At 68.2% G+C, this 25,290-nt stretch carries 25 protein-coding genes; 16 read left to right on the forward strand and 9 right to left on the reverse strand.

Annotated elements, in window-relative coordinates:
• Positions 1–350: 350 nt before the first annotated feature.
• Positions 351–1,199 (reverse strand): RecB family exonuclease, encoded by an 849-nt coding sequence (locus ORI27_RS07550; protein ID WP_265996346.1) that lies wholly within the window; start codon positions 1,197–1,199, stop codon positions 351–353.
• A gap of 76 nt (positions 1,200–1,275) precedes the next feature.
• Between ORI27_RS07550 and ORI27_RS07555 the strand changes: the two genes are divergently transcribed.
• On the forward strand, positions 1,276–2,136 hold the full coding sequence (locus tag ORI27_RS07555; RefSeq protein WP_265996345.1) for a tRNA (adenine-N1)-methyltransferase: 861 nt from the start codon (positions 1,276–1,278) through the stop codon (positions 2,134–2,136).
• A gap of 66 nt (positions 2,137–2,202) precedes the next feature.
• Here ORI27_RS07555 and ORI27_RS07560 read toward each other — a convergent pair whose 3' ends face one another.
• Genes ORI27_RS07560 through ORI27_RS07570 form a run of 3 tightly spaced genes read right to left on the reverse strand, consistent with a single transcriptional unit; the run spans position 2,203 to position 3,572 of the window.
• Complete coding sequence (locus ORI27_RS07560) at positions 2,203–2,496, reverse strand: DUF503 domain-containing protein (protein ID WP_265996344.1); 294 nt, start codon at positions 2,494–2,496, stop codon at positions 2,203–2,205.
• Positions 2,497–3,069 carry a hypothetical protein gene (locus ORI27_RS07565; RefSeq protein ID WP_265996342.1) on the reverse strand — a complete coding sequence of 191 codons (573 nt, stop codon included), beginning with the start codon at positions 3,067–3,069 and terminating at the stop codon, positions 2,497–2,499. It lies immediately after the preceding gene.
• An 11-nt stretch (positions 3,070–3,080) separates the two neighbouring features.
• A complete protein-coding gene (locus ORI27_RS07570) occupies positions 3,081–3,572 on the reverse strand; it encodes a hypothetical protein (RefSeq protein ID WP_265996341.1) in 492 nt (163 codons plus the stop codon).
• A gap of 147 nt (positions 3,573–3,719) precedes the next feature.
• Here ORI27_RS07570 and arc point away from each other — a divergent pair, with 147 nt between their 5' ends.
• The 3 genes from arc (at position 3,720) to ORI27_RS07585 (ending at position 7,492) form a co-directional block, all read left to right on the forward strand.
• The gene (gene arc, locus ORI27_RS07575) at positions 3,720–5,522 is read left to right on the forward strand and encodes a proteasome ATPase (RefSeq protein WP_265996340.1); all 1,803 of its coding nucleotides are present in this window, start codon (positions 3,720–3,722) and stop codon (positions 5,520–5,522) included.
• Positions 5,523–5,628: 106 nt separating this feature from the next.
• Positions 5,629–6,099 (forward strand): adenosine-specific kinase, encoded by a 471-nt coding sequence (locus tag ORI27_RS07580; protein ID WP_265996338.1) that lies wholly within the window; start codon positions 5,629–5,631, stop codon positions 6,097–6,099.
• A gap of 82 nt (positions 6,100–6,181) precedes the next feature.
• Positions 6,182–7,492, forward strand: coding sequence for a phenylacetate--CoA ligase family protein (locus tag ORI27_RS07585; RefSeq protein ID WP_265996337.1), 1,311 nt, complete (start codon positions 6,182–6,184; stop codon positions 7,490–7,492).
• Positions 7,493–7,495: 3 nt separating this feature from the next.
• Here the strand turns inward: ORI27_RS07585 and ORI27_RS07590 are convergent, their stop codons facing one another.
• From ORI27_RS07590 to ORI27_RS07600, 3 genes are read right to left on the reverse strand one after another with little or no spacing between them, the layout of a single operon-like run.
• Positions 7,496–8,107, reverse strand: coding sequence for a hypothetical protein (locus ORI27_RS07590; RefSeq protein WP_265996336.1), 612 nt, complete (start codon positions 8,105–8,107; stop codon positions 7,496–7,498).
• Positions 8,091–9,257 carry a hypothetical protein gene (locus tag ORI27_RS07595; RefSeq protein WP_265996335.1) on the reverse strand — a complete coding sequence of 389 codons (1,167 nt, stop codon included), beginning with the start codon at positions 9,255–9,257 and terminating at the stop codon, positions 8,091–8,093. Before ORI27_RS07595 ends, ORI27_RS07590 begins: the two co-directional genes overlap by 17 nt.
• 28 nt (positions 9,258–9,285) lie before the next feature.
• Positions 9,286–10,443, reverse strand: coding sequence for a hypothetical protein (locus tag ORI27_RS07600; protein ID WP_265996334.1), 1,158 nt, complete (start codon positions 10,441–10,443; stop codon positions 9,286–9,288).
• A gap of 99 nt (positions 10,444–10,542) precedes the next feature.
• Here ORI27_RS07600 and dop point away from each other — a divergent pair, with 99 nt between their 5' ends.
• The 5 genes from dop (at position 10,543) to ORI27_RS07625 (ending at position 14,919) form a co-directional block, all read left to right on the forward strand.
• Positions 10,543–12,051, forward strand: a complete 1,509-nt coding sequence (dop, locus tag ORI27_RS07605; protein ID WP_265996332.1) for a depupylase/deamidase Dop — start codon at positions 10,543–10,545, stop codon at positions 12,049–12,051.
• A gap of 86 nt (positions 12,052–12,137) precedes the next feature.
• Positions 12,138–12,332 carry a ubiquitin-like protein Pup gene (locus tag ORI27_RS07610; protein ID WP_108059026.1) on the forward strand — a complete coding sequence of 65 codons (195 nt, stop codon included), beginning with the start codon at positions 12,138–12,140 and terminating at the stop codon, positions 12,330–12,332.
• Entirely contained in the window at positions 12,329–13,207 is an 879-nt protein-coding gene (gene prcB / locus ORI27_RS07615; RefSeq protein ID WP_265996330.1) for a proteasome subunit beta, read from the forward strand. Before ORI27_RS07610 ends, prcB begins: the two co-directional genes overlap by 4 nt.
• On the forward strand, positions 13,208–13,948 hold the full coding sequence (gene prcA / locus ORI27_RS07620; RefSeq protein WP_265996329.1) for a proteasome subunit alpha: 741 nt from the start codon (positions 13,208–13,210) through the stop codon (positions 13,946–13,948).
• Positions 13,945–14,919, forward strand: coding sequence for an NAD-dependent epimerase/dehydratase family protein (locus ORI27_RS07625; RefSeq protein WP_265996376.1), 975 nt, complete (start codon positions 13,945–13,947; stop codon positions 14,917–14,919). The genes prcA and ORI27_RS07625 overlap by 4 nt, the downstream gene beginning before the upstream one ends.
• On the opposite strand, the gene ORI27_RS07630 is transcribed toward ORI27_RS07625, so the two are convergent.
• Positions 14,916–16,625, reverse strand: a complete 1,710-nt coding sequence (locus ORI27_RS07630) for an alpha/beta hydrolase (protein ID WP_265996327.1) — start codon at positions 16,623–16,625, stop codon at positions 14,916–14,918. The two genes, ORI27_RS07625 and ORI27_RS07630, sit on opposite strands and share 4 nt — an antisense overlap.
• Positions 16,622–16,894 carry a hypothetical protein gene (locus ORI27_RS07635; protein ID WP_265996326.1) on the reverse strand — a complete coding sequence of 91 codons (273 nt, stop codon included), beginning with the start codon at positions 16,892–16,894 and terminating at the stop codon, positions 16,622–16,624. Before ORI27_RS07635 ends, ORI27_RS07630 begins: the two co-directional genes overlap by 4 nt.
• A gap of 116 nt (positions 16,895–17,010) precedes the next feature.
• On the opposite strand from ORI27_RS07635, the gene pafA reads away from it, so the two are divergent.
• From pafA to ORI27_RS07670, 7 genes are all read left to right on the forward strand, one after another.
• Positions 17,011–18,369: a Pup--protein ligase gene (gene pafA, locus ORI27_RS07640; protein ID WP_265996324.1), complete on the forward strand. Its 1,359-nt coding sequence runs from the start codon at positions 17,011–17,013 to the stop codon at positions 18,367–18,369.
• Positions 18,370–18,380: 11 nt separating this feature from the next.
• The gene (locus ORI27_RS07645) at positions 18,381–19,370 is read left to right on the forward strand and encodes a helix-turn-helix transcriptional regulator (protein WP_265996323.1); all 990 of its coding nucleotides are present in this window, start codon (positions 18,381–18,383) and stop codon (positions 19,368–19,370) included.
• Positions 19,367–20,338: a helix-turn-helix transcriptional regulator gene (locus ORI27_RS07650; protein ID WP_265996322.1), complete on the forward strand. Its 972-nt coding sequence runs from the start codon at positions 19,367–19,369 to the stop codon at positions 20,336–20,338. The genes ORI27_RS07645 and ORI27_RS07650 overlap by 4 nt, the downstream gene beginning before the upstream one ends.
• Before the next feature lie 65 nt (positions 20,339–20,403).
• Entirely contained in the window at positions 20,404–20,667 is a 264-nt protein-coding gene (gene tatA / locus ORI27_RS07655) for a Sec-independent protein translocase subunit TatA (protein ID WP_265996321.1), read from the forward strand.
• A gap of 45 nt (positions 20,668–20,712) precedes the next feature.
• A complete protein-coding gene (gene tatC / locus ORI27_RS07660) occupies positions 20,713–21,648 on the forward strand; it encodes a twin-arginine translocase subunit TatC (protein WP_265996319.1) in 936 nt (311 codons plus the stop codon).
• A 28-nt stretch (positions 21,649–21,676) separates the two neighbouring features.
• On the forward strand, positions 21,677–24,448 hold the full coding sequence (locus tag ORI27_RS07665; protein WP_265996374.1) for a DEAD/DEAH box helicase: 2,772 nt from the start codon (positions 21,677–21,679) through the stop codon (positions 24,446–24,448).
• A gap of 56 nt (positions 24,449–24,504) precedes the next feature.
• The gene (locus tag ORI27_RS07670; protein WP_265996317.1) at positions 24,505–25,284 is read left to right on the forward strand and encodes a DUF4333 domain-containing protein; all 780 of its coding nucleotides are present in this window, start codon (positions 24,505–24,507) and stop codon (positions 25,282–25,284) included.
• The last annotated feature ends 6 nt before the right edge of the window (positions 25,285–25,290 follow it).

Here is a 25,290-nt window from a genome sequence, read left to right on the forward strand (position 1 = left end):
CAATGGCGCGGCCTGGCCACCCGCTACGACAAACTCGCCATCGTCTACCGCGGCGCAGCAGTCCTACGTGCCATCACCGTCTGGCTACCACATTTATCGGACACGGCCTAGTCGTCCCGCCCTCGTGCTCACCGAGTAGTTCGAAGCAACACGAGGACTGTGATGGCGACGGCCGATGCCCGGTTCGTCATCGTCGAACTCTCCACGGCCGGTGTGTCCTCGATGGCTTCAGTGAGTAACGCTCAACGGCGTTGAGCCGGAACGGATCTCGGGGTCCCAGTTGCTTCGGGTACGGTCCGTGGACGCGGAGATCGCTGTGTTGTCCTCAGTGCCGGGCCGCGGGCAGCAGCTTATGCCGCCGGCTCGCGACCCGGTTCCTCGGGCCAGCCGGGGTAGGGCGGCGGGGTGCCGCCATAGGCCGGGCACAGCGACTGGTGGGCGCACCAGCTGCACAACCGGGACGGGTTGGGCCGGAAATCGCCTGTGGCGCTGGCGGATTGGATCGCCCGCCAGATCGCCATGAGGGTCTTCTCGAAGCGCAACAACTCATCGAGCTCAGGGGCGTAGTCCAGAACCTGGCCGTCGGCCAGATAGATCAGTCGCAGCCTGGCCGCCAGCACGTCGCGGGAACGCAAGAGCGCAACCGCGTAGAACTTCATCTGGAACATTGCCTTGAACTCGGACAGCGCCCGGGCCGCCGGCGGCGCCTTGCCGGTCTTGTAGTCGACGACCCGGAGCTCACCGGTGGCGGCCACGTCGATGCGGTCGGCATAGCCGCGCAGCAGCGTGCCGTCGGCGAGTTCGACCTCGATGCGCTGCTCGCAGCTCTGCGGGTCGAACCGGGTTGGATCCTCGAGCCGGTAGTAACCGGTCAGCAAGGCCCGCGCCTCGCTCAGCAGCTGGCCGCGCTGCTCGTCGGTGAATCCATCGGCGAGGTCGGGGTGCCCGGCCAGCACCCGCTCGGTGGCCGGGTCGACCAGTGACAGCGCGGTCTGCGGCCCGCGGTCGGCGGCCGGCATGCCGTAGAGCTGTTCGAGAGCGGCGTGCACCACCGAGCCTCGCAGCTGGGCGGTGGACGGGGGCTCCGGCAGCCGGTCGACCGCCCGGAAGCGGTACAGCAGCGGGCACTGCTTGAAATCGGCGGCTCGCGACGGCGACAACGCGGGCCGCGGTCGATCCGCGTTCTCGGTGTCACTCATGACCGAAGCCTAGGACGGGGTGCCGACAGCGGACGGCACGTCGTGCGGCGAGTCCGCTATGGCAGGCTGAACGGCTGTGACAGACGAGCCTGCCGAAGCCCCGCGAAGGACCGGACCCTTCGTCATCGGGGATCGCGTGCAGCTCACCGACGCCAAGGGCCGTCACTACACGATGATCCTGAACCCGGGTGGCGAGTTCCACACCCATCGCGGGGCGATCGAGCACGACGCCGTGATCGGCCTGCCGGAGGGCAGTGTGGTCAAGTCGACCAGCGGCGACGCGTTCCTGGTGCTGCGCCCGCTGCTCATCGATTACGTGCTGTCGATGCCGCGCGGCGCGCAGGTCATCTATCCCAAGGACGCCGCCCAGATCGTCCACGAGGGCGATATCTTTCCCGGAGCCCGGGTCCTGGAGGCCGGGGCCGGTTCGGGGGCCCTGACGTGCTCGTTGTTGCGCGCGGTCGGTCCCGACGGGCTGGTGATCTCCTACGAGGTGCGCGACGACCACGCCGTGCACGCCCGGCGCAATGTGGAGACGTTCTTCGGGCAGGAGCCGCCGAACTGGCGGTTGATCATCGGGGACATCGCCGACTCCGATCTCGCCGAGGCCAGCGTCGACCGGGTCGTGCTGGACATGCTGGCCCCCTGGGACGTGCTCGAGACGGTGGCCCGCCTGCTGATACCGGGCGGGGTGCTGATGGTGTACGTGGCGACCGTCACCCAGCTGTCCAAGACCGTGGAGGCGCTGCGGGAACAGCAGTGCTGGACCGAGCCCAGGGCCTGGGAGACGCTGCAGCGCGGCTGGAATGTCGTCGGCCTGGCGGTGCGACCGCAACACAACATGCGCGGCCACACCGCATTCCTGGTCTCCGCGCGCCGGCTGGCCCCGGGCACCGTCACTCCGACGCCGCTTCGCCGTAAGCGGCTGGCGCCTTAACGGCGAAACCGACGCTTCGCAGAGAAAGTTCGAGTAAGAGTCCGCAAAATGTCGATCTCGAGCGGCTCAATCGTCGCTGCGGTGCAACCCGCGCCGCGTGGACAGCAGCTCGATCTCGGGACGCGCGGCCACCAGCTGTTCGGCGGCGTCGAGTACCTCGACAACGTGGGCGCGATCGCCGGCCACCAGCCCCACCCCGATACCGGCCCGCCGGTGTAGGTCGGCGGAGCCGGTCTCGGCCGCTGAGATCGCGAAACGGCGCCGCAGTTCGCTGACGATCGGGCGCACCACCGACCGCTTCTCCTTCAACGAGTGGACGTCACCGAGCAAGTTGTCGAACTCCAGCCAGCCGATCCACATCTACGGTGTCGGCGTGGGGCTGGCGGGGCTGGCCGGTGCGGGGCTGACCGGTCCGGGGCCGACCCGGGCGTTGCCGAACGCGAGCAGCATGTTCGCCGTCTCACGCGACAGTTGCCAGGCACCCTTGTCCTGTCGGAATTCCATCGGGAAGGTGAAGGCGCCCGGATTGGCCGGATTCGACGTGCTGACGTTCACCGAAGCCAGGGCATCGTTGGGTCGGCGATCCGACCAGCGGATCTCGGTCGCGGTGAACGTCAGCGGGGTGAAACCGCCGTCGCGCAACGCTGCCCCGAACTTGTCGATGGCCGCGGCATCGTCGGGGGTGGCCGCCTCGACGAGTTGCAGCTTGTCGGCACCCTTGACCGCCGGGTCGGCCAGCCGATAGAGGACGTCGGTCAGCGCCTCGGGGGTCGGCAGGGCGGTGGCGGTGGGTGGTGGCGGTGCCAGCGCGGTCGATGACTGTTCGAAGGGGCTCTGCGTCGCGTTCGGCTCTGGTTGCGGCGAACACCCAGAGAGGCTGAGCGCCGCCACGATTGTGGCGGCGCTCAGAACTGCGAACAGCGGGTGACGCATCCAGCGGCGACTCAGCCGGCCGCGGACATCAGCGATAGCGCCGACTGCTTCGTCAGCTGCCAGCCGGTGGGGCTGGGACCTGCGATGAACTGGATGGCCTGGGTGGCGCTCGCACCGGTGGGCGCGGTCGCGGTGACGTTGGCCGTCGCGGTCGGGCCTTCCTGGTCGATGTCGGCGACGTTGAAGCTCAGCGGGAACAGGCCCTTGGCCGAGGCGTTGCTGAAGGCCCGGTCGGCGGTGATGCCCTCGATCCGGCCGAGGCCACCCTCGATGTAGGAGGCCTTGGCGCCGGAGAACGATCCGCCGCTCTGCAGACCGTTGAGGGTGGCTACCAGCTGGCTCTGGAGCTCGGGGGCCGGTGCCTGCGGCATCGGTGCGCCGAAGACGACGGGCTGCACCGCCGGTGCTACCGGGGAGCTGAATGCAACCGACGTCACACCGGCGGCGGCGCCGCCGACGATCGCGGCGGCGGCAACGCCCGTGGCTAGGAATTTCAGGGTCACGGCTGTCCTCTCGATCGGCCCGACTCACGTCAAAGATTAACAGTGTTGCCCGTGTGTCGAAATTCCCCGAACGCACATGATCGTGGTTGGGCCGGTAGCGTTGAGGTATCCACCGCACCAACTCTCGGTGTGGGAGAGGAGCGCAACATGAGTGAGGCACAAGACCCACAACTGTCTAGCGAGGATGCTGCCGAGCTGGAGGAGCTGCGCCGAGAGGCGTCGCTGCTGCGCGAGCAGCTGGAGAACGCCCAAGGGCAGGGCAACGCCCGCAGTGCGCGCGATGTCCACCAGCTCGAGGCGCGGATCGACTCCCTGGCGGCGCGCAACGCCAAACTGATGGACACCCTCAAGGAAGCCCGCCAGCAGCTGCTTGCGCTGCGTGAGGAGGTCGACCGGCTGGGTCAACCGCCGAGCGGATACGGCGTCCTGCTCGGTTCCCACGACGACGACACCGTCGACGTGTTCACCTCCGGGCGCAAGATGCGGCTCACCTGCTCTCCCAACATCGACGTGAAGTCCCTGAGCAAGGGCCAGACGGTCCGCCTCAACGAGGCGCTGACCGTGGTCGAGGCCGGCACCTATGAGTCGGTCGGCGAGATCAGCACACTGCGCGAGATCCTCGCCGACGGTCATCGCGCGTTGGTGGTCGGGCACGCCGATGAGGAGCGGATCGTGTGGCTGGCCGAGCCGCTGGTCGCCATCGAGGATCTGCCGGCCGACGTCGCCGAGGCACTCGATGATGATCTCCGGCCGCGCAAGCTGCGTCCCGGTGACTCGCTGCTGGTGGACACCAAGGCCGGCTACGCGTTCGAGCGCATCCCGAAGGCCGAGGTCGAGGATCTGGTGCTCGAAGAGGTACCTGATGTCGCCTACAACGACATCGGTGGTCTGACCCGGCAGATCGAGCAGATCCGCGATGCCGTCGAGCTGCCGTTCCTGCACAAGGAGCTCTACCGCGAATACGCGCTGCGCCCGCCCAAAGGCGTACTGCTCTACGGCCCGCCCGGCTGTGGTAAGACGCTGATCGCCAAGGCGGTGGCCAATTCACTGGCCAAGAAGATGGCCGAGGTGCGCGGCGACGATGCCAGGGAAGCCAAGTCGTACTTCCTCAACATCAAAGGCCCCGAGCTGCTGAACAAGTTCGTCGGCGAGACCGAGCGGCATATCCGGCTGATCTTCCAGCGAGCCCGGGAAAAGGCCTCGGAGGGAACGCCGGTAATCGTGTTCTTCGACGAGATGGATTCGATCTTCCGCACCCGCGGCACCGGGGTGAGCTCGGACGTCGAGACGACGGTCGTGCCGCAGCTGCTCTCCGAGATCGACGGGGTGGAGGGGCTGGAGAACGTCATCGTGATCGGTGCGTCCAACCGCGAGGACATGATCGACCCGGCGATCCTGCGGCCCGGCCGCCTGGACGTCAAGATCAAGATCGAGCGCCCGGATGCCGAAGCGGCACTGGACATCTTCAGCAAGTACCTCACCGAAGAGCTGCCGGTCAATGCCGACGACCTGGCCGAGTTCGGCGGCGACCGTGGGCTGTGCATCAGGGCGATGATCGAGAAGGTCGTCGACCGGATGTACGCCGAGATCGACGACAACCGCTTCCTGGAAGTCACCTACGCCAACGGTGACAAGGAGGTCATGTACTTCAAGGACTTCAACTCGGGCGCGATGATCCAGAACGTCGTCGACCGGGCCAAGAAGTACGCGATCAAGTCGGTCCTGGAAACCGGGCAGAAGGGTCTGCGGATCCAGCACCTGCTCGACTCGATCGTCGACGAGTTCGCCGAGAACGAGGACCTGCCCAACACCACCAATCCCGATGACTGGGCCCGGATCTCGGGCAAGAAGGGCGAGCGGATCGTCTACATCCGCACGCTGGTCACCGGCAAGAGCTCGAGTGCGTCGCGGGCCATCGACACCGAGAGCAATCTGGGTCAGTACCTCTAGGTGCCGCCGACAGAATCGCCCGACACCGCCATGGTGTTCGGGCGATTCTGTACCCGGCACACCAACACGGCGGCACCATGGAGGGATGCCGTCGCTTTCCTAGGATGTGGTGCCCGTCGACAAGCCGGACGATGTCAACGTCATCATCGGGCAGTCACACTTCATCAGGACCGTCGAGGATCTGCACGAAGCGCTCGCAGGCGTGGGTGGGCCACTGCGGTTCGGGCTGGCCTTCTGCGAAGCGTCCGGGCCACGCCTGGTCCGCCGTAGCGGCAACGATCCCGAGCTGACGAATCTTGCGGTTCGCAATGCGCTGGCGATCGGTGCCGGGCACAGCTTCGTGATCGTTCTCCGGGATGGGTTTCCCGTCAGCGTGCTCAACCCGATCCAAGCCGTGCCGGAGGTATGCACGGTCTTCTGCGCCACCGCCAACCCGGTCGACGTCCTGGTGGCGGTCACCGCGCGCGGGCGTGGCATCGCCGGAGTGATCGACGGCGAACCGCCGCTGGGTGTCGAGACCGACGACGATATCGTCGCGCGCCGTGACCTGCTGCGCGCGATCGGTTACAAGCTCTGAGATGGCATCGTTGCGCGGTAGGCTACGGTTTCTGCAAATCGCCTGGGGAGCATGGTATTTCAGGAAAGGCGACGGCGCCGCCATGGCGCGTCTCCAGCGGGCGCGGCTGCAGAAGCTGGTTTCCCACGCGCGGACGGCGTCGCCGTACTACCGGCAGCTCTACCGGCAGGTGCCGCCAGGGCCGATCGAGCTGCGGTGCCTACCGGTGACGAACAAGCGCGACCTGATGGCCCACTTCGACGACTGGGTGACCGACCCCGAGATCACCCTCGATACCCTCCGCCGGGACCTTCTGGTCGACCCGGCACTGGCGGGAACGCGCTATTTGGGGCGCTATCACGTGGTGACGACGTCGGGGACCAGCGGCCATCCGGCGGTCGTGGTACACGACGAGGACTCCTGGGCGCTCCTCGGTCTGCTGGGCAGGCGCGGACGGGGGCAGTACATGGCCCGATGGGCCATCGTTTCGGCGGTGGCTCGCCGCGGGCTGCGGCTGGCGGCACTGTTCGTCGGCGGCGGCCACTTCGGTGCCGCGGCGGCGCTGGAGAGCGCCAGGCGTCGCAGTGCGTCGCTGGCGCGCCGGGTTCGGCTGTTCGACGTGCTGCGGCCGCTGTCGGACTTGGTGGCCGAACTGAATGCCTTCCAGCCCACTGCGCTCGAAGGCTACCCGAGCGCAGTCGAACTCCTGGCCGCGGAGCAGCGGGCGGGACGGCTGCACGTCGACCCCGTGCTGATCTTCACAGCCGGCGAGGTGCTCTCGACCTCTGTGCGGACCGCCGTCGAAACGACTTTCGGCTGCCCGATCGTCAACAACTACGGCTCCGCTGAATTCGTCGCCCTCGCGTCGCAGTGCCGGCATGGCCTGTTCCACGTCAACGTCGACTGGTTCCTGTTCGAGCCGGTCGACGAGGATTGCCGACCCGTACCGCCCGGGGTCTGCTCGCACACCGTGCTGGTGACCAACCTGGCCAACCATGTGCAGCCGATGATCCGCTACGACCTCGGTGACCGGGTCACCATGTCGGTTGAGCCGTGTGCCTGCGGTAACCGGCTGCCGGCGATGGCGGTGGAGGGCCGCACCGGGGACCTGTTGGTGTTCACCGCACCCGACGGGCACGCGGTGTCGATCCTGCCACTCGCCCTGGTAACGGTCGTCGAGGAGACGCCCGGTGTTCGCCGGTTCCAGGGGATCCGCACCGGCCCGACCACGGTGAGCGTGCGGTTGGACCTTACGGCGGGCGCCGATCCGGCCCAGGTATGGGCCGACGTCGATGCGCGGTTGAGTGCATATCTCGCTGCGCAGGGCGTGCCCGATGTCTCGATCGAGCACTCGGCACAGGCGCCGGCGATCGACCCGAAAACCGGGAAGTTTCGCCAGGTCTGGTCCGTGTAGTGCTCACACCTGAAGCGAGTAGCTGTTGGCGAAGTTGTCCTGGGTGACGTGGGCGTCGCACGTCGTGGTGTCCACGCTCAATCGTTCGGTGAGGATGCGGGTTTCGTAGCGCCAGCCTTCAGGCAGAGTCAGCCGTGGTGCCAGCTGCGCGAGGCCGGCCACGCTCATACCGGGATCCACGGCTTGGCTGTAGGTCTGCATGACCCAGCGCTGGCCCTGCGGGTCGACGAGCTCGAACACCGGGCGTCCGGCGTCGAAATTGAACACCGTCTTGCGGTCCACTCTGTTGACGCTGTACGGCGCGGGACTCATCGACGACAGCTTGACTGTCGCCTGCCGCATCATCTCGATGCCGCCGAATGTCTTGGTGTCGGGCCGGTCTCGAGGGGCCTTATCGATGCTGCTCATCAGCCAGTGCCGCGGACCGTTGAGGAGCGCTGCGAGGGCGCCGTGTTCCTTGGCGATCGCCTGGGCGTCGAGTTTGTCCCACAGTTCGGCGGGGCAGTCGTTGAGCGGAAAGCTGCAGTAGACAGTCGCTTCTGGCCCATCGGTGCCCGCGGTGACCAGCAGCACCTCTCCGTAGCGCTTGTCGAACACATCATTGCGCCCTGTCATCGCGTGCCTCCATCTCCAGATACGCGTCGCGGCCGGCCAGGCTCACCGCGACGTCGGCGATCAACGGGTCGAAGAACCGCTGCCGATACAGCGGATCGACGCTGGTGCTCACGGTGAAGTACAGCCCGGACAACACCGCCACGAACAGTGACACGTGCACCACGGTCTGCGGTACCGGTACATGGATGCCGAACCACGTTCCCGCACAGGGTGGTTGGCCGACAGTGCAGGCCTGTTCGGCTGACCACAGCACGGTCACGTCGTCGGGAACCGCGATGATCCCGAGTGCGAGGAAGAACACGAACAGCCCGGTGGTGAAGAACACCACCTGAATCGCCTGCGATACCACCATGACTGCGACGACGTTGATCTGCTCGGCAACCGACAGTGGCGTGCGGGCCGGGTCGGTATCGGTTTCCAGCGGTGTCCCGACCAGCAGCTGAGCCGGATTGTGTTGGCCGGAAAGGTCATCCCGCAGCGCTCGCACCTCGTCCCGGATGGTGGTCACCATGAACACCACCGCTACCAGCGCCAGGAAACCAATTGTCTGCCAGAGTCTTTGGCGGCTCATTCGAGCCGCGAGTTGCCACAGCTCGCCGGTGAAGTAGACCACCACCGTCAACATGAGCAGCGGCAGGGCCCGGCTCATCAAAGTTCCCAGCGCGCCCAACTGCTGCCAGGCGTACCGAAACGCCCACAGCGCGATCGAGCCGATGCCCAGGTAGGTCAGCCATACGGCCGCCACGGCCACCACGCCGAACACCACCACCTCGGCCAGTGCGACGCCGGTCCAGCCGCTGTCGGCTACCGGGAACCCGATGACGAACAATGCCATCACCAGCAGCGCGCCCGTCCGCCGGCCGGCCTCCCCGCGGGTGGTTCCGGCCCGGTGCAGTACGTCCAGCGCGAACGGTGCGGCGATCAGGACGACCGTCATCACAACGAAGCGGATCCCGAGCGCCAGATCGGGCGATTCGCCGGTGAACTCGGCGGCGGCCAGGGTCGCGGCGATGACCGCACCGACACTGCTGACCACCGGCGCCGACCGCTCGATGAGCGCCCGAGACCTGACCCGGCGGGTCAGCACCAAGGGGAGGCCGCGGTGCAGAAACCACTCCTGCGCACCCCGGATGTCGGACACGCGGCTCATTGTGCGCGCTCGATCCCGTTCCCGTCGATCAGCGCGCCGGGAGCGATGCCCGATAGCGTTCGCGGGCCACCAAAGTCGAGCGGACCTCGCCGATCAGGGGATCGAGGAACTGGGCGCGGTATTCGGTGTCGGTGACCGCCTTGGCGGCCAGATACATGAAGGTGATCGCGGTCAGCATCATGGTGGTCTGGAGCAACGGGTTGGGGATCGGCAGTGTCATGCCGAGGACCTGGCCGTCGGTGGAGCCGCTGCCGCGCGTCCACGCCTCCAGCAGGGGCGGGCTGATCACGATCAGCCCCAGGACGAAGAAGATCGTTCCGGTCATGATCGCGACCGTCAGCACCTGGCCCAACTGCGTGGCGGCGACGATGAACACGACGTTGATGCGTTCGGCGCGGGACAGCGCGTCGGTGCCCGGCCGGTCCGGCATGGCCTCGAACGGGGTGCCGGCCAGTCCGGCCATATCGTCGGGTGACGGCTGGTAAGAGGTCAGGACCGGCCGCACCCGGTCCAGCGTGCCGGACACCAGGAAGCTCGCGGCGATCAGGAACAGGAAACCCAGCGCCAGCCACAGCCGGCCACGGCTGACGATGGCGGCCATCAGCCACACGTAGGTGTTGAAGAACACCAGGAACGTGAGCAACACCACCGGCAGTGCCCGCAGGAACATGCCGCCGATCAGCGTCAGGTTGGATCCGGTGGAGCGGGCGGCCCAGCCCAGGATCGAGCCGATACCGGTGGCGGTGCAGGCCAGGATGGTCGCGACGGTGATCCCCGCCAGCAGCAGGTTGACCAGGATGCGGTGGCTCGGGCCGCCGAAGATCACCGCCAGGGCGATCACCGCGATGGCGGTGTTGGAGGCCACGATCCGGCGCAGCGGCGAGGAGATTCGCGACACCAGCCACCCCACCGCGGAGGCGGCGGGCAAGACCAGCACCAGCGAGGCCAGCACGAGACCCTCGCTCAGGTCCGGTCGTCCGTCGATGTCGATGGTGTGCTTGCCGGTCAGCTCGACGACCAGGATCGAATTCGCCGCCACCACAGCGAATCCGGCGAGCGCGGGGGCCGACCGACTCCACACCCGGCGCAGCAGCGCCCCCGGACGCAACACCGCGGGCAGGCCGTGGGTGAGAAACCAGCGCTCGGCAGCGTTGCGCTGGGCCTTCGTCGCGGGAGTTGCCTGCACGCACGTCAAGGTACCCAGGAACGCCCCGTTTGGCCCGCCGCCGCCGTGCGGCGACTCCTCGCGGCCAAGCGCGGTGGCGGGACCGTTAGGCTGGCGGCCATGCAACGGATCATCGGGACCGAGGTCGAATACGGCATCTCCTCGCCGTCCGACCCGACCGCCAATCCGATCCTGACCTCGACCCAGGCGGTGCTGGCCTATGCCGCGGCCGCAGGCATTCAGCGGGCCAAGCGCACCCGGTGGGACTACGAGGTGGAATCACCGTTGCGTGACGCCCGTGGATTCGATCTGAGTCGCTCGTCGGGCCCCCCGCCGGTGGTCGACGCCGACGAGGTCGGCGCCGCCAACATGATCCTGACCAACGGCGCCCGGCTGTACGTCGACCACGCCCACCCGGAGTACTCGGCTCCCGAGGTCACCGACCCGATGGACGCGGTCATCTGGGACAAGGCCGGGGAGCGGGTCATGGAGGCCGCGGCCCGGCACGTGGCCAGCGTGCCCGGCGCCGCCAAGCTGCAGCTCTACAAGAACAACGTCGACGGCAAGGGCGCGTCCTACGGCTCACACGAGAACTACCTGATGAGCCGGCAGACGCCGTTTTCGGCGGTGATCTCGGGTCTGACGCCGTTCATGGTGTCGCGGCAGGTGGTGACCGGTTCCGGTCGCGTGGGCATCGGCCCGTCCGGGGACGAACCCGGCTTCCAGCTGTCTCAGCGTGCCGATTACATCGAGGTCGAGGTCGGCCTGGAGACCACCCTCAAGCGGGGCATCATCAACACCCGTGACGAACCGCACGCCGATGCCGACAAGTATCGCCGGCTGCACGTCATCATCGGTGACGCCAACCTCGCCGAGACCTCGACGTATCTCAAGGTGGGCACGACATCGCTGGTGCTCGATCTGATCGAGGAAGGCCCCGAACACGGTCTGGACCTCTCGGATCTGGCCCTGGCCCGCCCGGTGCACGCGGTGCACGTGATCAGCCGGGACCCGTCCCTGCGGGCGACAGTGGCCCTGGCCGACGGCCGTGAACTGACCGCGCTGGCCATGCAGCGCATCTACCTGGACCGGGTAGCCAAACTGGTGGACGCGCGCGACCCGGATCCGCGTGCCTCGCACGTCGTGGAGACTTGGGCGCACGTGCTGGACCTGCTCGAGCGCGATCCGATGGAGTGCGCCGAGCTGCTGGACTGGCCGGCCAAGCTGCGGCTGCTGGAGGGATTCCGGCAGCGCGAGAATCTGGGTTGGTCGGCGCCGCGACTGCATCTCGTCGATCTGCAGTACTCCGACGTGCGGCTCGACAAGGGTCTCTACAACCGCCTGGTGGCCCGCGGGTCGATGAAGCGCCTCGTCGCCGAGCAGCAGGTACTCGACGCCGTCGACAACCCGCCGACCGACACCCGCGCGTACTTCCGTGGTGAATGCCTGCGCCGGTTCGGCGCCGACATCGCGGCGGCGAGCTGGGACTCGGTGATCTTCGATCTGGGGGGCGATTCGCTGGTACGGATCCCGACCCTGGAGCCCCTGCGCGGTAGCAAAGCGCACGTTGGGGCCCTGCTGGACTCGGTCGACAGCGCCGCCCAACTGGTGGAACAACTGACGACCTGACGGTCGTTAGAGGGAGCAATACCGGTCTCGACCGGTACTGTGGAGGAACCGGCGGCCCAGTCGCCGATGACGAGCAGGAGGCAGCGATGGCTCAAGAGCAGACCAAGCGCGGTGGCGGTGGCGGTGAGGATGACGACCTCTCCGGCAACGGTGCCGGCGGCCAGGAGCGTCGCGACAAGCTCGCCGAGGAGACCGACGATCTGCTGGACGAGATCGATGACGTCCTCGAGGAGAACGCCGAGGACTTCGTGCGCGCATATGTTCAAAAGGGCGGACAGTGACCTGGCCGTTCTCTGATCGCCTGGCCACTAGTTCACCTCTGTCCGACCTGTCCTCGTTTTCCGATTTCCTGAGGCGAGAAGCACCGCAGTTGCTGCCGACCAGCACTGGCGCCGGCGGCGCCCTGCCCGGTGATGCGCTGCCGCACGGCACCACGATCGTCGCGCTGAAATACCCGGGCGGCGTGCTGATCGCCGGTGATCGCCGTTCGACCCAGGGCAACATGATCGCCGGCCGCGACGTGCAGAAGGTGTACATCACCGACGACTACACGGCCACCGGAATCGCCGGTACCGCGGCCATCGCCGTCGAGTTCGCCCGGTTGTACGCGGTCGAGTTGGAGCACTACGAGAAGGTCGAAGGCGTCCCGCTGACGTTCCCGGGCAAGGTGAACCGCCTCTCGACCATGGTGCGCGGCAATCTCGGCGCGGCGCTACAGGGATTTGTCGCGCTGCCGTTGCTGGTCGGATACGACCTCGGCGACGCCAACCCGGAAGCGGCGGGCCGGATCGTGTCGTTCGACGCCGCGGGCGGCTGGAACATCGAAGACGAGGGTTACCAGTCGGTGGGCTCGGGCTCGATCTTCGCGAAGTCGTCGATCAAGAAGCTCTATTCCGGTGTCACCGACGCTGATTCGGCGCTGCGGGCGGCGGTCGAGGCGCTCTACGATGCCGCTGACGACGACTCGGCGACGGGCGGCCCGGACCTGGTCCGTGGCATCTTCCCGACCGCGGTCACCATCGACGCAGAAGGCGCCGCTGACGTACCCGAGCAGCGGATCGCGGAACTGGCGCGTGAGGTGATCGAAAAACGTTCGGCAACCAACACATTCGGGCCCGGTAAGGGACCCAGCAACGAAGCACCGCGGGTGGACTAAGTGAGCTTCCCATATTTCATATCGCCTGAGCAGGCGATGCGTGAGCGTTCCGAGCTCGCCCGCAAGGGTATTTCCCGGGGCCGCAGTGTGGTTGTGCTGGCCTATGACTCCGGGGTGCTGTTCGTCGCGGAGAATCCGTCGCGGTCGTTGCAGAAGATCAGTGAGCTCTACGACCGGGTCGGCTTCGCGGCCGTGGGCCGGTTCAACGAGTTCGACAACCTGCGACGGGGCGGCATCCAGTTCGCGGACACCCGCGGATACGCATACGACCGTCGCGACGTGACGGGCCGCCAGCTCGCCAATGTCTACGCCCAGACCCTTGGCACGATCTTCACCGAGCAGGCCAAGCCCTACGAGGTCGAGCTGTGCGTGGCGGAAGTGGCCCACTACGGCGAGACGAAAGCCCCTGAGCTGTACCGCATCACCTATGACGGCTCCATCGCCGACGAGCCGCATTTCGTCGTGATGGGCGGCACCACCGATCCCATCATCACCGCGCTCAAGGAGTCCTACTCCGAGAACGCCGCACTCGGTGATGCGGTCGGGATCGCCGTGGAGGCACTGCGGGCCGGCATCACCAGCACGGGCAGCGGCAGCACGCCACCGGCCGAGCCGCGGGTGCTCGGCCCGGCAACCCTCGAGGTGGCCGTCCTGGACGCCAAGCGGCCCCGGCGGGCGTTCCGCCGGATCACCGGCTCGGCCTTGGAGGCCCTTGTGCCCGCGGCAGGCGAAACCCCCTGACCCAACTCGTCATCGGGGCCAGCGGGTTCCTCGGCTCGCATGTCACACGCCAGCTGGTCGCCAGTGGTGTGGACGTCCGGGTGATGGTTCGCCGGACCAGTTCGACGAAGGGTATCGACGACCTGGACGTCGAACGGTGCTATGGCGACATCTTCGATGACGATGCCCTGCGCGCGGCGATGAGCGGCTGCGACGTCGTCTACTACTGCGTCGTCGACGCCCGAATGTGGTTGCGCGATCCGGCGCCGCTGTTCCGGACGAACGTCGAGGGGCTTCGTCACGTGCTGGACGCGGCCGTCGAGGCCCGGCTGAACAAGTTCGTCTTCACCAGCACCACAGGCACATTGGCGATCAGCGACGGCGCGCTTGTCACCGAGGAGGACCCGCAGAACTGGACCGGTGGCGGACCCTATATCGAGGCCAGGCGCCAGGCCGAGGATTTGGTACTGGGTTACGCCCGCGACAAGGGACTGCCCGCGGTCGCGATGTGCATCTCCACCACCTATGGGCCCCGCGACTGGCAGCCCACGCCGCACGGCTCGATGATCGCGCAGGTCGCCGCCGGCCGCATCCCGTTCTACCTCGCCTTCTCTTCGGAGGTCGTCGGGATCGAAGATGCCGCGCGCGCAATGCTTCTCGCCGCCGAGCGGGGGCGGCCGGGCGAGCGTTACATCATCTCTGACAAGTACCTGAGCACCCGCGAGGTGCACGAGATCGCCGCGGAGGCCGTCGGGGCCGGGGGTCCCCGGATCAAGATTCCGCTGTCGCTGCTCTACGCCGGCGCTCACGTCAACGACCTCGCCTCCCGCCTGCTGGGCCGGGATCTGCCCTTCGCGGTCGTCGGGGTGCGGATGGCGCAGTTGATGTCGCCGCTGGACCACAGCAAGGCGCAGCGCGAACTGGGCTGGCAGCCCGAGCCCGTCGAGGAGTCGATCCGCCGGGCCGCACGGTTTTTCGTCGAGCAGCGCTAGTCCTTCACCCGGATGTGTTCTCGGTCGCCGGTGATGACGGCCAGGATGTTGCGCCACGCGTCCGACGGCTCGTTGAGGACGCCGCTGTGCGCCGACGGGCCCATCATCGGTGCGCCGGTCAGCCGGCGCCCGGCATCCAGGCGGATGACCCCGGGCAGCTCATCGGGATCGGCCCCGTGCGACCCGAACGGGATGCCCTGTACCAGGCCGATCGGATCACCGGGCGCGGTGATGGAGAACCGCAACACGTCGGGGTTGCGGTTGTGCCAGTCCGACGGATGGTGGACGCCGACTCCGGCACCGGCCGCCTCGACGTAGATCACCCGGTCGGCGGTCAGGCCCAACCGCTCGGCGGTGCCCACGATCGACCCGCCATAGGAGTGGCCGAGGTAGGTGACCGGCATCGCCCCGGCGCGCCGCTCGACGTCCTCGCTGAACGCGACCAGCCGCGGCGCCATCTGCAGGGCGTAGTGCGGGTCGGCGGCGTCGGCTATCCCGGCGAGCAGCCGGCCGGTCGGGAACGGCCCGCCGAGGTAGCTGATCACGGCGACGTTCCCGCCGGACCCGGCGACGAGCCGCCGGGCGGTCGCGACATCGTCGGCGGAACCGTCGAATGTGGTGTTGAGCCCCGGCACCACCACGGCCAGCGCACGGGCCCGGTCGAGGTCACCGGACAGCTCGATGAGAGATTCCCGCTGCGGGTCGAACCCGAGGATCTGGCGCGGCACCCGGCGGTCGCGGTCCAGCGGATCGGGCGCGTCGGCAAGCAGGCTCTGGTAGTAGGCGATCCGGCGGGTGGCATCTCGGTCGTGGGCGGCGATGGTCGCGGCCCGCAGGGCGGGATCGGCATGCGCTGTCGCCCAAAGCCGTTCGGCGCCGGCCGGATCCCGCATCCGCGCCACGGCGGTGCGAAGCTTCACCTCATCGGGCGCGTCCAGATGGCGACGCTCGTCGAGGATCGCGTTCGCGATGTTGATCCGATTGGCCGCCAGCCGCATGTCCCACGGCACACCGTCGGTGTTGCCCACCTCATGGGGGCGTTGTTCGACCAAACGGCGCCTGCCGGCGTCGGACATCGCGGCGATCTGGCCGACGATGCCGTCCTGGCTCGTCTGTGGCCAGTTGGCCACCGGGTCGGGGGTCATCCCCGCCGGCCGGACCGCGGTGGACTCGGCTCCGGCGCCGAACGCCGCATCGATCGCCCTGGCGGCCGCGGCGTCGGCCGCACCGAGCTCGTTCAGCGCGGCCTGCAACGAACGGGTCAGCTCCGCGGCCCGCGCGTCGAGCATCGCCCGGGCGGGCGCATCGGCACCACCACTGCAGGCCACCAGCAGCGCCGACGGTGCGGGCGGCGGCCCGACCGTCCCGTCGTCGGCGACCGCGCACCCGTCGCCGCGGGCATCGGCCAACACGCCGAGCACCCGTTCACGGCCGCGACCGATCACGTCCGCGGCGTCGCGCGCCTCGGTGGCGGCCAGGATCAGCGCTCGGCAGACCCGGCGCAGTGCTTGTGCGGTCGGGCCGATGGCGTGCCGGGCCGCGGCGGCGGCCGAGCCGGTGAACGTGGCCGCGGTGCCGGCCAGCGCCTCGTCGACGGTATCCGCCTGGGCCTGCAGCCGATTCGCCGCGTCGTCCCATTCGTCGGCCAGTTCGCCGAGTGCCTCCGGTCGCCACGCCTGCACCTGCGCAATGCTCGGCCGGGTCATCGTGTCCGGAGTCGTTCGGCGCTGACATTCTCCGCGGCGGCCAGTTCTTCGACCGACCGGCGAGCCGAGCAAACCCAGTCCCCGATGTCGGCGCCGAGTCGCCGCACTTCAGCGGTGACACGCCGAGGTGCGTCCACACCACCCAGCGCAGAGCCGGGGCACGCGTCCAGGCCGGGTATCGGGATCGTCGCAATCTCGTCCGCGGCGCGGGTCAACTGCTCCACCAGCGCACTGGCCGCGGCGGTATCGAGGGTGACGGGCTCGGGCACGGTCAATGCTGACATCACTGGCGGCCCCGGCTTCTCGGCAATCCACAGGGATTGCCCGCGCGTTTCGGCGGCGGCTTGGGCACCACTAGCGCAAACCAACAAGTAGGCTCGGTGTCGTGCAGCGGAGAATCATGGGCATCGAAACCGAATTCGGTGTCACCTGCACGTTCCACGGCCATCGTCGGCTCAGTCCGGACGAGGTCGCCCGGTACCTGTTCCGCCGGGTGGTGTCGTGGGGCCGCAGCTCGAACGTGTTCCTGCGCAACGGTGCGCGGTTGTACCTCGACGTGGGTAGCCACCCGGAGTACGCCACCGCCGAATGCGACAACCTGGTGCAGCTGGTCACCCACGATCGCGCCGGTGAACGGGTGCTGGAGGACCTGCTCATCGATGCCGAGCAGCGACTGGCCGACGAGGGCATCGGCGGCGATATCTACCTGTTCAAGAACAACACCGATTCCGCCGGAAACTCCTATGGCTGTCACGAGAACTACCTGATCGTGCGCGCGGGTGAGTTCTCCCGGATCTCCGACGTGTTGTTGCCGTTCCTGGTCACCCGTCAGTTGATCTGCGGCGCCGGCAAGGTGCTGCAGACGCCGAAGGCCGCCACCTTCTGCCTGTCGCAGCGCGCCGAACACATCTGGGAAGGGGTGTCCAGCGCGACCACCCGCTCCCGCCCGATCATCAACACCCGCGACGAACCGCACGCCGACGCCGAGAAATATCGCCGGCTGCACGTGATCGTCGGCGACTCCAACATGTGCGAGGCGACGACCATGCTCAAGGTCGGCACCGCCTCGCTGGTGCTGGAGATGATCGAAGCCGGAGTGGCGTTCCGTGACTTCTCGCTGGACAACCCCATCCGGGCGATTCGGGAGGTCAGCCACGATCTGACCGGCCGCCGGCCGGTCCGGCTGGCCGGTGGGCGGCAGGCCAGCGCACTGGACATCCAGCGCGAGTACTACGCCCGGGCGGTGGAGTACCTGCAGACCCGCGAGCCCAACACGCAGATCGACCAGGTTGTCGACCTGTGGGGCCGGCAGCTCGACGCGGTCGAGAGCCAGGACTTCGCGAAAGTCGACACCGAGATCGACTGGGTCATCAAGCGCAAGCTGTTCCAGCGCTACCAGGACCGCTACAACATGGAGCTGTCGGACCCCAAGATCAGCCAGCTCGACCTGGCCTACCACGACATCAAACGTGGCCGCGGCGTGTTCGACCTGCTGCAGCGCAAGGGTCTGGCGGCCCGCATCACCACCGACGAGGAGATCGAGGCCGCCGTCGACACGCCGCCGCAGACCACACGGGCCAAACTGCGCGGCGAATTCATCAGCGCCGCCCAGGAAGCCGGCCGCGACTTCACCGTGGACTGGGTACACCTCAAGCTCAACGACCAGGCGCAGCGCACCGTGCTCTGCAAGGACCCGTTCCGGTCGGTGGACGAGCGGGTCAAGCGGCTCATCGCCAGCATGTGAGCGTCTCGCGAGTGGCGACATCCAAGGTCGAGCGGTTGATGAATCTCGTCATCGCGCTGCTGTCCACCCACGGCTACATCACGGCCGAACGTATCCGTGCCAGTGTCGCCGGTTACGCCGACAGCCCCAGCGACGAGGCGTTCTCCCGGATGTTCGAGCGGGACAAGAACGAGCTGCGCGATCTGGGCATCCCGCTGGAGACCGGACGGGTCTCGGCGTTCGACCCTACCGAGGGGTACCGGATCAACCGGGACGTCTATGCGCTGCCCGATATCGAGCTGACCGACGAGGAGGCAGGCGCCGTGGCGATCGCCACCCAGCTGTGGGAGTCGCCGGAGCTGATCACCGCTACCCAGGGTGCGCTGCTGAAACTGCGGGCGGCCGGAGTCGACGTCGATCCGGATGCGGCCGTCGCGATCACCACCGCCTCAGGACCGCCCGGGCTGCGCGGATCAGAGGATGTGCTGGGAAACCTGTTGTCGGCCATCGATTCGGGTCAACCGGTGCAATTCCGCCACCGTTCCCTGCCCACCGCCCCCTACACCGTGCGGACCGTGGAACCGTGGGGGGTGATCACCGACCGGGGCCGCTGGTATCTCGTCGGCCATGATCGGGACCGCAACGCCACCAGGACCTTTCGGCTTTCTCGCATCGGCGCCGACATCAAGTCCGTCGGGGTGCCCGGATCTGTGACCCGGCCGGACGGAGTCGACCTTCGGGCCATCGTCGACCGGGCCATCGGGGAGGCGCCCAGCGGTGTGCAGGCTTCGGTGTGGGTGGCCGACGGCCGGGCGATGTCGTTGCGCCGCAACGGCAGATCGGTGGGCACCCGCACCATCGGCGGGCGTGCCGGTGAGGTGATCGAACTCGACATCGGCACCAGGGACCGGCTCGCCCGCGAGGTCGCCGGCTACGGGGCCGACGCCCTGGTCCTGGAACCGGACACCTTGCGCGACGACGTGATCGCGCGGCTGCGGGCACAGGCCGGGGAGGAGCCGTGACACCGGTATCGACACGGCTGGTCCGGCTGCTGAATATGGTGCCGTATCTGAAGGCGAACCCCAGCATCACCCATGCCGAGGCCGCGGCCGATCTCGGGGTGACCCGCAAGCAACTCCAGCAGGATCTCGACCAGCTCTGGATGTGCGGGCTGCCGGGCTACGGGCCGGGTGACCTGATCGACTTCGAATTCTCCGGCGACACCATCAAGGTGACGTTCTCGGCGGGAATGGACTCCCCGTTGCGGCTGACCTCGCCGGAAGCCACCGGTCTGCTGGTCGCGTTGCGTGCGCTGATCGACATCCCCGGTGTCGTCGACCCGCAGGCCGCGCTGTCCGCGATCGCCAAGATCGAGTCGGCCGCGGGCACCGTCAGCGGTGACCACACGCACACCGCCGCCGCAGTCCAGGAGCGGGCGCCGATCGAAAGCGATACCGCCGCAGCGGTCCGCGCGGCGGTGCGCGACGCGCGTGCGCTGTGCATCGAGTACTACTCGGCCTCCCGGGACACGCTGTCGAGTCGCGTCGTCGACCCCATTCGGGTGGTCCTGGTCGGCGACCACAGCTATCTGCAGGCCTGGTCGCGCGATGCCGACGGGGTGCGGCTGTTCCGGTTCGACCGCATCGTGGCGGCGACCGTCCTCGACGAGGCCGCCGTCCCGCCGGAACCGGCCGTGCAGGCCCCGCCGGACACGTCGTTGTTCGACGCCGACCCCGCCCTACCGGCCGCGACCCTGCTGGTGGCGCCGACCGCGTCGTGGATGCTCGAGTACTACCCGATGCGGATCCTCGAGGAGCTCCCCGACGGCTACCACAAAGCCGCGATGACGTACGCCTCCGAGGAGTGGATGACCCGGGTGCTGCTCGGATTCGGTGCCGACGTCCGGGTACTGGGCCCCGAACCGCTGGTGACCCGGGTGCGCGAGGGCGCGGCGGCGGCATTGGCCGCCTACGCCGGCCTGGTCGGCTGACCTGCATCCCGGCTCGTCAGGGGGCCGGTGGGGTAGCATCGAACCGACGTCTGGAGGTGACGGAATTGGGTGCTCTACAACCGTGGCACTGGCTGATTCTCATCGCGGTGGTCGTGCTGCTCTTCGGTTCGAAGAGGTTGCCGGACGCTGCCCGCTCACTGGGCAAGTCGATGCGCATCTTCAAGTCCGAGGTCAAGGAGCTGCAGAGCGAGAGCAAGGCGGATACCCCCGTCACGCCCGCGCAGCCCCCCACGCAGGTTCAGTCCGAGCGGGTCGAGGCGCCGGTGACACCGCCGGGCCAAAGCCACACCGACGCCAAACCGGCCTGAACCCGACAACGAACAGGCGCCCACGCGCCGTAGTAAGACGCTGCCGTGCGCACCCCTAAAATCCTGTCGCGGCTGGATCCACGACAACGCCGCAGTCGCACCAACCCGGACGGGACGATGTCCCTGGTCGATCACATCCGGGAGTTGCGGACGCGGCTGCTGATCTCGCTGGCCGCCGTCGCGCTTACCACCGTGATCGGTTTCCTCTGGTACAGCCACGGTTTCTTGGGCATCGAGAGCCTGGGGGATTGGCTGCGCGAGCCCTATTGCTCGCTGCCCCAGTCGGCCCGTGCCGATATCAGCGCCGACGGTGGTTGCCGGCTCCTGGCGACCGCGCCGTTCGACCAGTTCATGCTGCGACTGAAGGTCGGCCTGACGGCGGGCATCGTGCTGGCCTGCCCGGTGTGGCTGCATCAACTGTGGGCGTTCATCACCCCGGGGCTGTACCGCAACGAGCGTCGCTTCGCGTCGGTGTTCGTATTCTTCGCGGCACTGCTGTTCGTGTCCGGCACCGTGCTGGCGTACTTCGTGTTGTCCAAGGCGTTGCACTTCTTGCTGACCGTTGGCAGCGATGTGCAGGTCACCGCGCTGTCGGGCGACCAGTATTTCGGCTTTCTGATCAACCTGCTGCTGATCTTCGGGGTCAGCTTCGAATTCCCGCTGCTGATCATCATGCTGAACCTGGTGGGCGTTTTGCCCTACACCCGGCTCAAGTCGTGGCGCCGCGGCCTGATCTTCGGGGTGTTCGTGTTCGCCGCCTTCGCCACCCCGGGATCGGATCCCTTCTCGATGCTGGCGCTGGGCTTGGCGTTGTCGCTGCTGCTGGAGTTCGCCATCCAGATCGCCCGACTGCAGGATCGGCGCAAGGCCAAGCGGGAGGCGCGGGCCGAGATTCCGGATGACCAGGCCGCGCCCATCGAGGCGCCGGCCCCGGTAGCCGCCCCGGCGACCTTCGCGGCGCACCATGACGACGTCACCTAGCGGCGGGGGAGAGCGCAGCGACCCGCAGCTGGCCGGAGCGTCTCAGCTCGAACAGTTCAGCGAGTTGCTGACGTTTCGACTCGATCCGTTCCAGACCCGGGCGTGTGAGGCGCTCGAACGCGGCGACGGCGTGCTGGTCTGCGCGCCGACCGGTGCCGGCAAGACCGTCGTCGGCGAGTTCGCGGTGCACCTTGCGCTGGCGGCGGGCCGAAAGTGCTTCTACACCACGCCGATCAAGGCGCTGAGCAACCAGAAACACAACGATCTGGTGCGCCGCTACGGCGCGGAGCGGATCGGCCTGCTGACCGGCGACCAGTCGGTCAACGGTGCTGCGCCGATCGTGGTGATGACCACCGAGGTGCTGCGCAACATGCTGTACGCCGGATCCGAAACATTGCGGGCGTTGTCCCATGTGGTGATGGACGAGGTGCACTTTCTGGCCGACCGGATGCGCGGCGCGGTGTGGGAAGAGGTGATCCTGCACCTGCCCGAGGATGTGCGATTGGTCAGCCTCTCGGCGACGGTGAGCAATGCCGAGGAGTTCGGTGGCTGGATCCAGACCGTGCGCGGCGATACCACCGTCGTCGTCGACGAGCACCGACCGGTGCCGCTGTGGCAGCACGTCCTGGTCGGCAAGCGGCTCTTCGATCTCTTCGACTATGACCGCGAAGGCAAGCAGCACCTCGTCGATCCCGACCTGATCCGTCACATCGCCCATCGGCGCGAGGCGCAGCGCCTCACCGACTGGGAGCCGCGCCGCCGCGGGCCTCGGCGCGGCGGGCCCGGCGGTTCGGGCCTCTACCGCCCGCCGTCGCGTCCCGACGTCATCGCCACACTCGACCGCGAGGGGCTGCTGCCGGCGATCACGTTCATCTTCTCCCGCGCCGGCTGCGACGCCGCGGTCAAACAGTGCCTGCGCAGCTCGCTGCGGCTGACCACCGACGCCGACCGGGAGCGGATCGCCGCGGTGATCGATCGACGGTGCGGTGATCTCGCCGATGCCGATCTGGCCGTGCTGGACTACTACGAGTGGCGCGAGGGCCTGCTTCGGGGGCTGGCGGCCCATCACGCGGGCATGCTGCCGATCTTCCGGCACACGGTGGAGGAATTGTTCACCGCGGGTCTGATCAAGGCCGTCTTCGCGACCGAGACGCTGGCGCTGGGCATCAACATGCCTGCCCGCACCGTCGTGCTGGAAAAGCTGGTCAAGTTCAACGGCGAACAGCACCTGCCGCTGACACCGGGGGAGTACACCCAGCTGACCGGCCGCGCGGGGCGGCGCGGGATCGACGTCGAGGGTCATGCCGTGGTGCTGTGGCACCCGGACACGGAGCCCGCCGAAGTCGCCGGACTCGCGTCGACCCGAACATTTCCGCTGAGGAGCTCGTTCGCGCCGTCCTACAACATGACGATCAATCTGGTGAACCAGATGGGCCCGGAGCAGGCCCACCAGCTCTTGGAGCGGTCCTTCGCGCAATATCAGGCCGACCGGTCGGTCGTGGGACTGGTCCGCGGTATCGAGCGCGGCGAGAAGATGCTCGGCGAGATCGCCACCGAGTTGGGCTGGGACCGCCGGGCGCACCCCGACCGCGAGCCGCCCATCCTGGACTACGTCCGGCTGCGGGCCAAGATCAGCGAACGGGAGCGGGCGCAGTCCCGGGCGTCACGGCTGCAGCGCAGGCAGGTCGCCGCCGACGCGTTGACGGCACTGCGCCGCGGCGACATCATCAACATCACCCACGGCCGCCGGGGCGGATTGGCCGTCGTGCTGGAGGCGGCCAACGATCCATCCGATCCGCGCCCCCTGGTTCTGACCGAAAGTCATTGGGCCGGAAGGATTTCCTCGGCCGACTTCGCGGGGGCGGCGTCCCGGATCGGGTCGATGACGCTGCCCAAGCGGGTCGAGCATCGCCAGCCGAGGGTTCGTCGCGACCTGGCGTCGGCGCTGCGGTCGGCCGCGTCCGGGCTGGTGGTGCCCTCGGGCCGCAAACGTCGGGGTGACCCCGATGAGCCCTCGGATATCGACCCGGAGCTGATGAAGTTGCGGGAGGCGATGCGGAAACACTCCGCCCACGGGCTGGCCGATCGGGAGGCCAGGGTGCGCATCGGCGAGCGTTATCTGCGGGTGGAACGCGACAACGAGCAGCTCCGCAACAAGGTCAGCGCGGCGACCAACTCGCTGGCCCGTACCTTCGACCGGATCGTCGGGCTGCTGACCGAGCGCGGGTTCATCACCCTGGGGCAGGCGCGGGGCGACGATTTCCGGGTGACCGCCGACGGCCGGCTGCTGGCGCGCATCTACAGCGAGAGCGACTTGTTGGTGGCCGAATGTCTACGCAAGGGGATCTGGAAGGGGCTTGCGCCGGCCGAGCTCGCCGCGGTGCTCTCGGCGATGGTCTTCGAGACGCGCGGCGGTGACGGCCCCACGCCGGCCCACACGATCGAGATGCCCACCGCCAACGTGCGCCGCGCCCTGGTCGAGACGAGGCGGCTGTCCGGGCAGTTGCGTGCCGACGAGAACCGGCACCGGATCGCCCCGTCGCGTGAGCCGGACGAAGGGTTCGTCGCCGCTGTGTACCGGTGGGCGACGACGGGCGACCTGGCGGCGGCCCTGGCCGCCTCCGATGTGGCCGGTGGCGGCACACCGCTGCCCGCGGGCGATTTCGTGCGGTGGTGCCGACAGGTGCTCGACCTGCTCGACCAGGTGCGTAACGCAGGGCCGCAAGCCGGGCTGCGGGGCAACGCGAAACGCGCCATCGACGACATCCGGCGCGGCGTCGTCGCTGTTGATGGCGGGTAGGGTGAGGCAACCGCTACGGTGGGAGCGGCGACTTGCGACCAGATCAAGGAGAGACGATGAGCGGACCGCAGGGATCTGACCCCAATCCCTGGCAGGGCCAGCCCGCGCAGGGTCAGGATCAGCCCGCCCCCGGCTCCGAGCAGCCCACGACCGCTGCGCCGTCCTGGCAGCAGCCGGAGACGCCGGCCGGTGAGACCCCGGCCTGGCAGCAGCCGACGGCCGAGCCTCCGGCGTGGCAGCCGCCCGCCTACACCCAGCAGCAGTACCCGCAGTACGGTCAGCAGCCGCCGCAGGCCTACCCGCAGCAGCCCTACCAGGCCCCGGCCGAGTACCCGGGCGGCTACGGCCAGCCGGGTCAGTACGGTCAACCGCCGCAGCCCGGCCAGTACGGTCAACCGCAGTACGGCCAGTACCCCCAGACCGGTCAGTACCCACCGCAGCCCGGCCAGCCGGGGCAGTACGCCCCGTACCCGCAGCCCGGCGGCGACGAGGCCGCCAAGAAGTCCATGGCCGTGATCGGCACGGTGGTCGGCGTGCTGGCCGCGCTCCTCGTCGTCGTGGTGCTCATCCTGGGCTTCTGGAAGCCCGGCTTCTTCGTCACCACGAAGCTGGACATCGGCAAGGCCCAGCAGGGTGTGCAGCAGATCCTCACCGACGAGACCAACGGCTACGGTGCCAAGAACGTCAAGGACGTCAAGTGCAACAACGGCCAGAACCCGACGGTCAAGAAGGGTGACACGTTCACCTGCGAGGTGAGCATCGACGGCACCAAGCGCCAGGTGACGGTGACGTTCCAGGATGACAAGGGCACCTACGAGGTCGGCCGGCCCAAGTAGGCCGCA

It is taken from the genome of Mycobacterium pinniadriaticum (genome assembly GCF_026242045.1).
Lineage (GTDB): Bacteria > Actinomycetota > Actinomycetes > Mycobacteriales > Mycobacteriaceae > Mycobacterium > Mycobacterium pinniadriaticum.

What these genes read in the sequence shown, in the direction of transcription:
- ORI27_RS07550 (WP_265996346.1), bottom strand. Translation starts at nt 1,199, where the DNA reads ATGAGTGACACCGAGAACGCGGATCGACCGCGGCCCGCGTTGTCGCCG.
- ORI27_RS07560 (WP_265996344.1), bottom strand. Translation starts at nt 2,496, where the DNA reads ATGTGGATCGGCTGGCTGGAGTTCGACAACTTGCTCGGTGACGTCCAC.
- ORI27_RS07565 (WP_265996342.1), bottom strand. Translation starts at nt 3,069, where the DNA reads ATGCGTCACCCGCTGTTCGCAGTTCTGAGCGCCGCCACAATCGTGGCG.
- arc (WP_265996340.1), top strand. Translation starts at nt 3,720, where the DNA reads ATGAGTGAGGCACAAGACCCACAACTGTCTAGCGAGGATGCTGCCGAG.
- ORI27_RS07585 (WP_265996337.1), top strand. Translation starts at nt 6,182, where the DNA reads ATGGCGCGTCTCCAGCGGGCGCGGCTGCAGAAGCTGGTTTCCCACGCG.
- ORI27_RS07590 (WP_265996336.1), bottom strand. Translation starts at nt 8,107, where the DNA reads ATGACAGGGCGCAATGATGTGTTCGACAAGCGCTACGGAGAGGTGCTG.
- ORI27_RS07595 (WP_265996335.1), bottom strand. Translation starts at nt 9,257, where the DNA reads ATGAGCCGCGTGTCCGACATCCGGGGTGCGCAGGAGTGGTTTCTGCAC.
- dop (WP_265996332.1), top strand. Translation starts at nt 10,543, where the DNA reads ATGCAACGGATCATCGGGACCGAGGTCGAATACGGCATCTCCTCGCCG.
- ORI27_RS07610 (WP_108059026.1), top strand. Translation starts at nt 12,138, where the DNA reads ATGGCTCAAGAGCAGACCAAGCGCGGTGGCGGTGGCGGTGAGGATGAC.
- ORI27_RS07630 (WP_265996327.1), bottom strand. Translation starts at nt 16,625, where the DNA reads ATGACCCGGCCGAGCATTGCGCAGGTGCAGGCGTGGCGACCGGAGGCA.
- ORI27_RS07670 (WP_265996317.1), top strand. Translation starts at nt 24,505, where the DNA reads ATGAGCGGACCGCAGGGATCTGACCCCAATCCCTGGCAGGGCCAGCCC.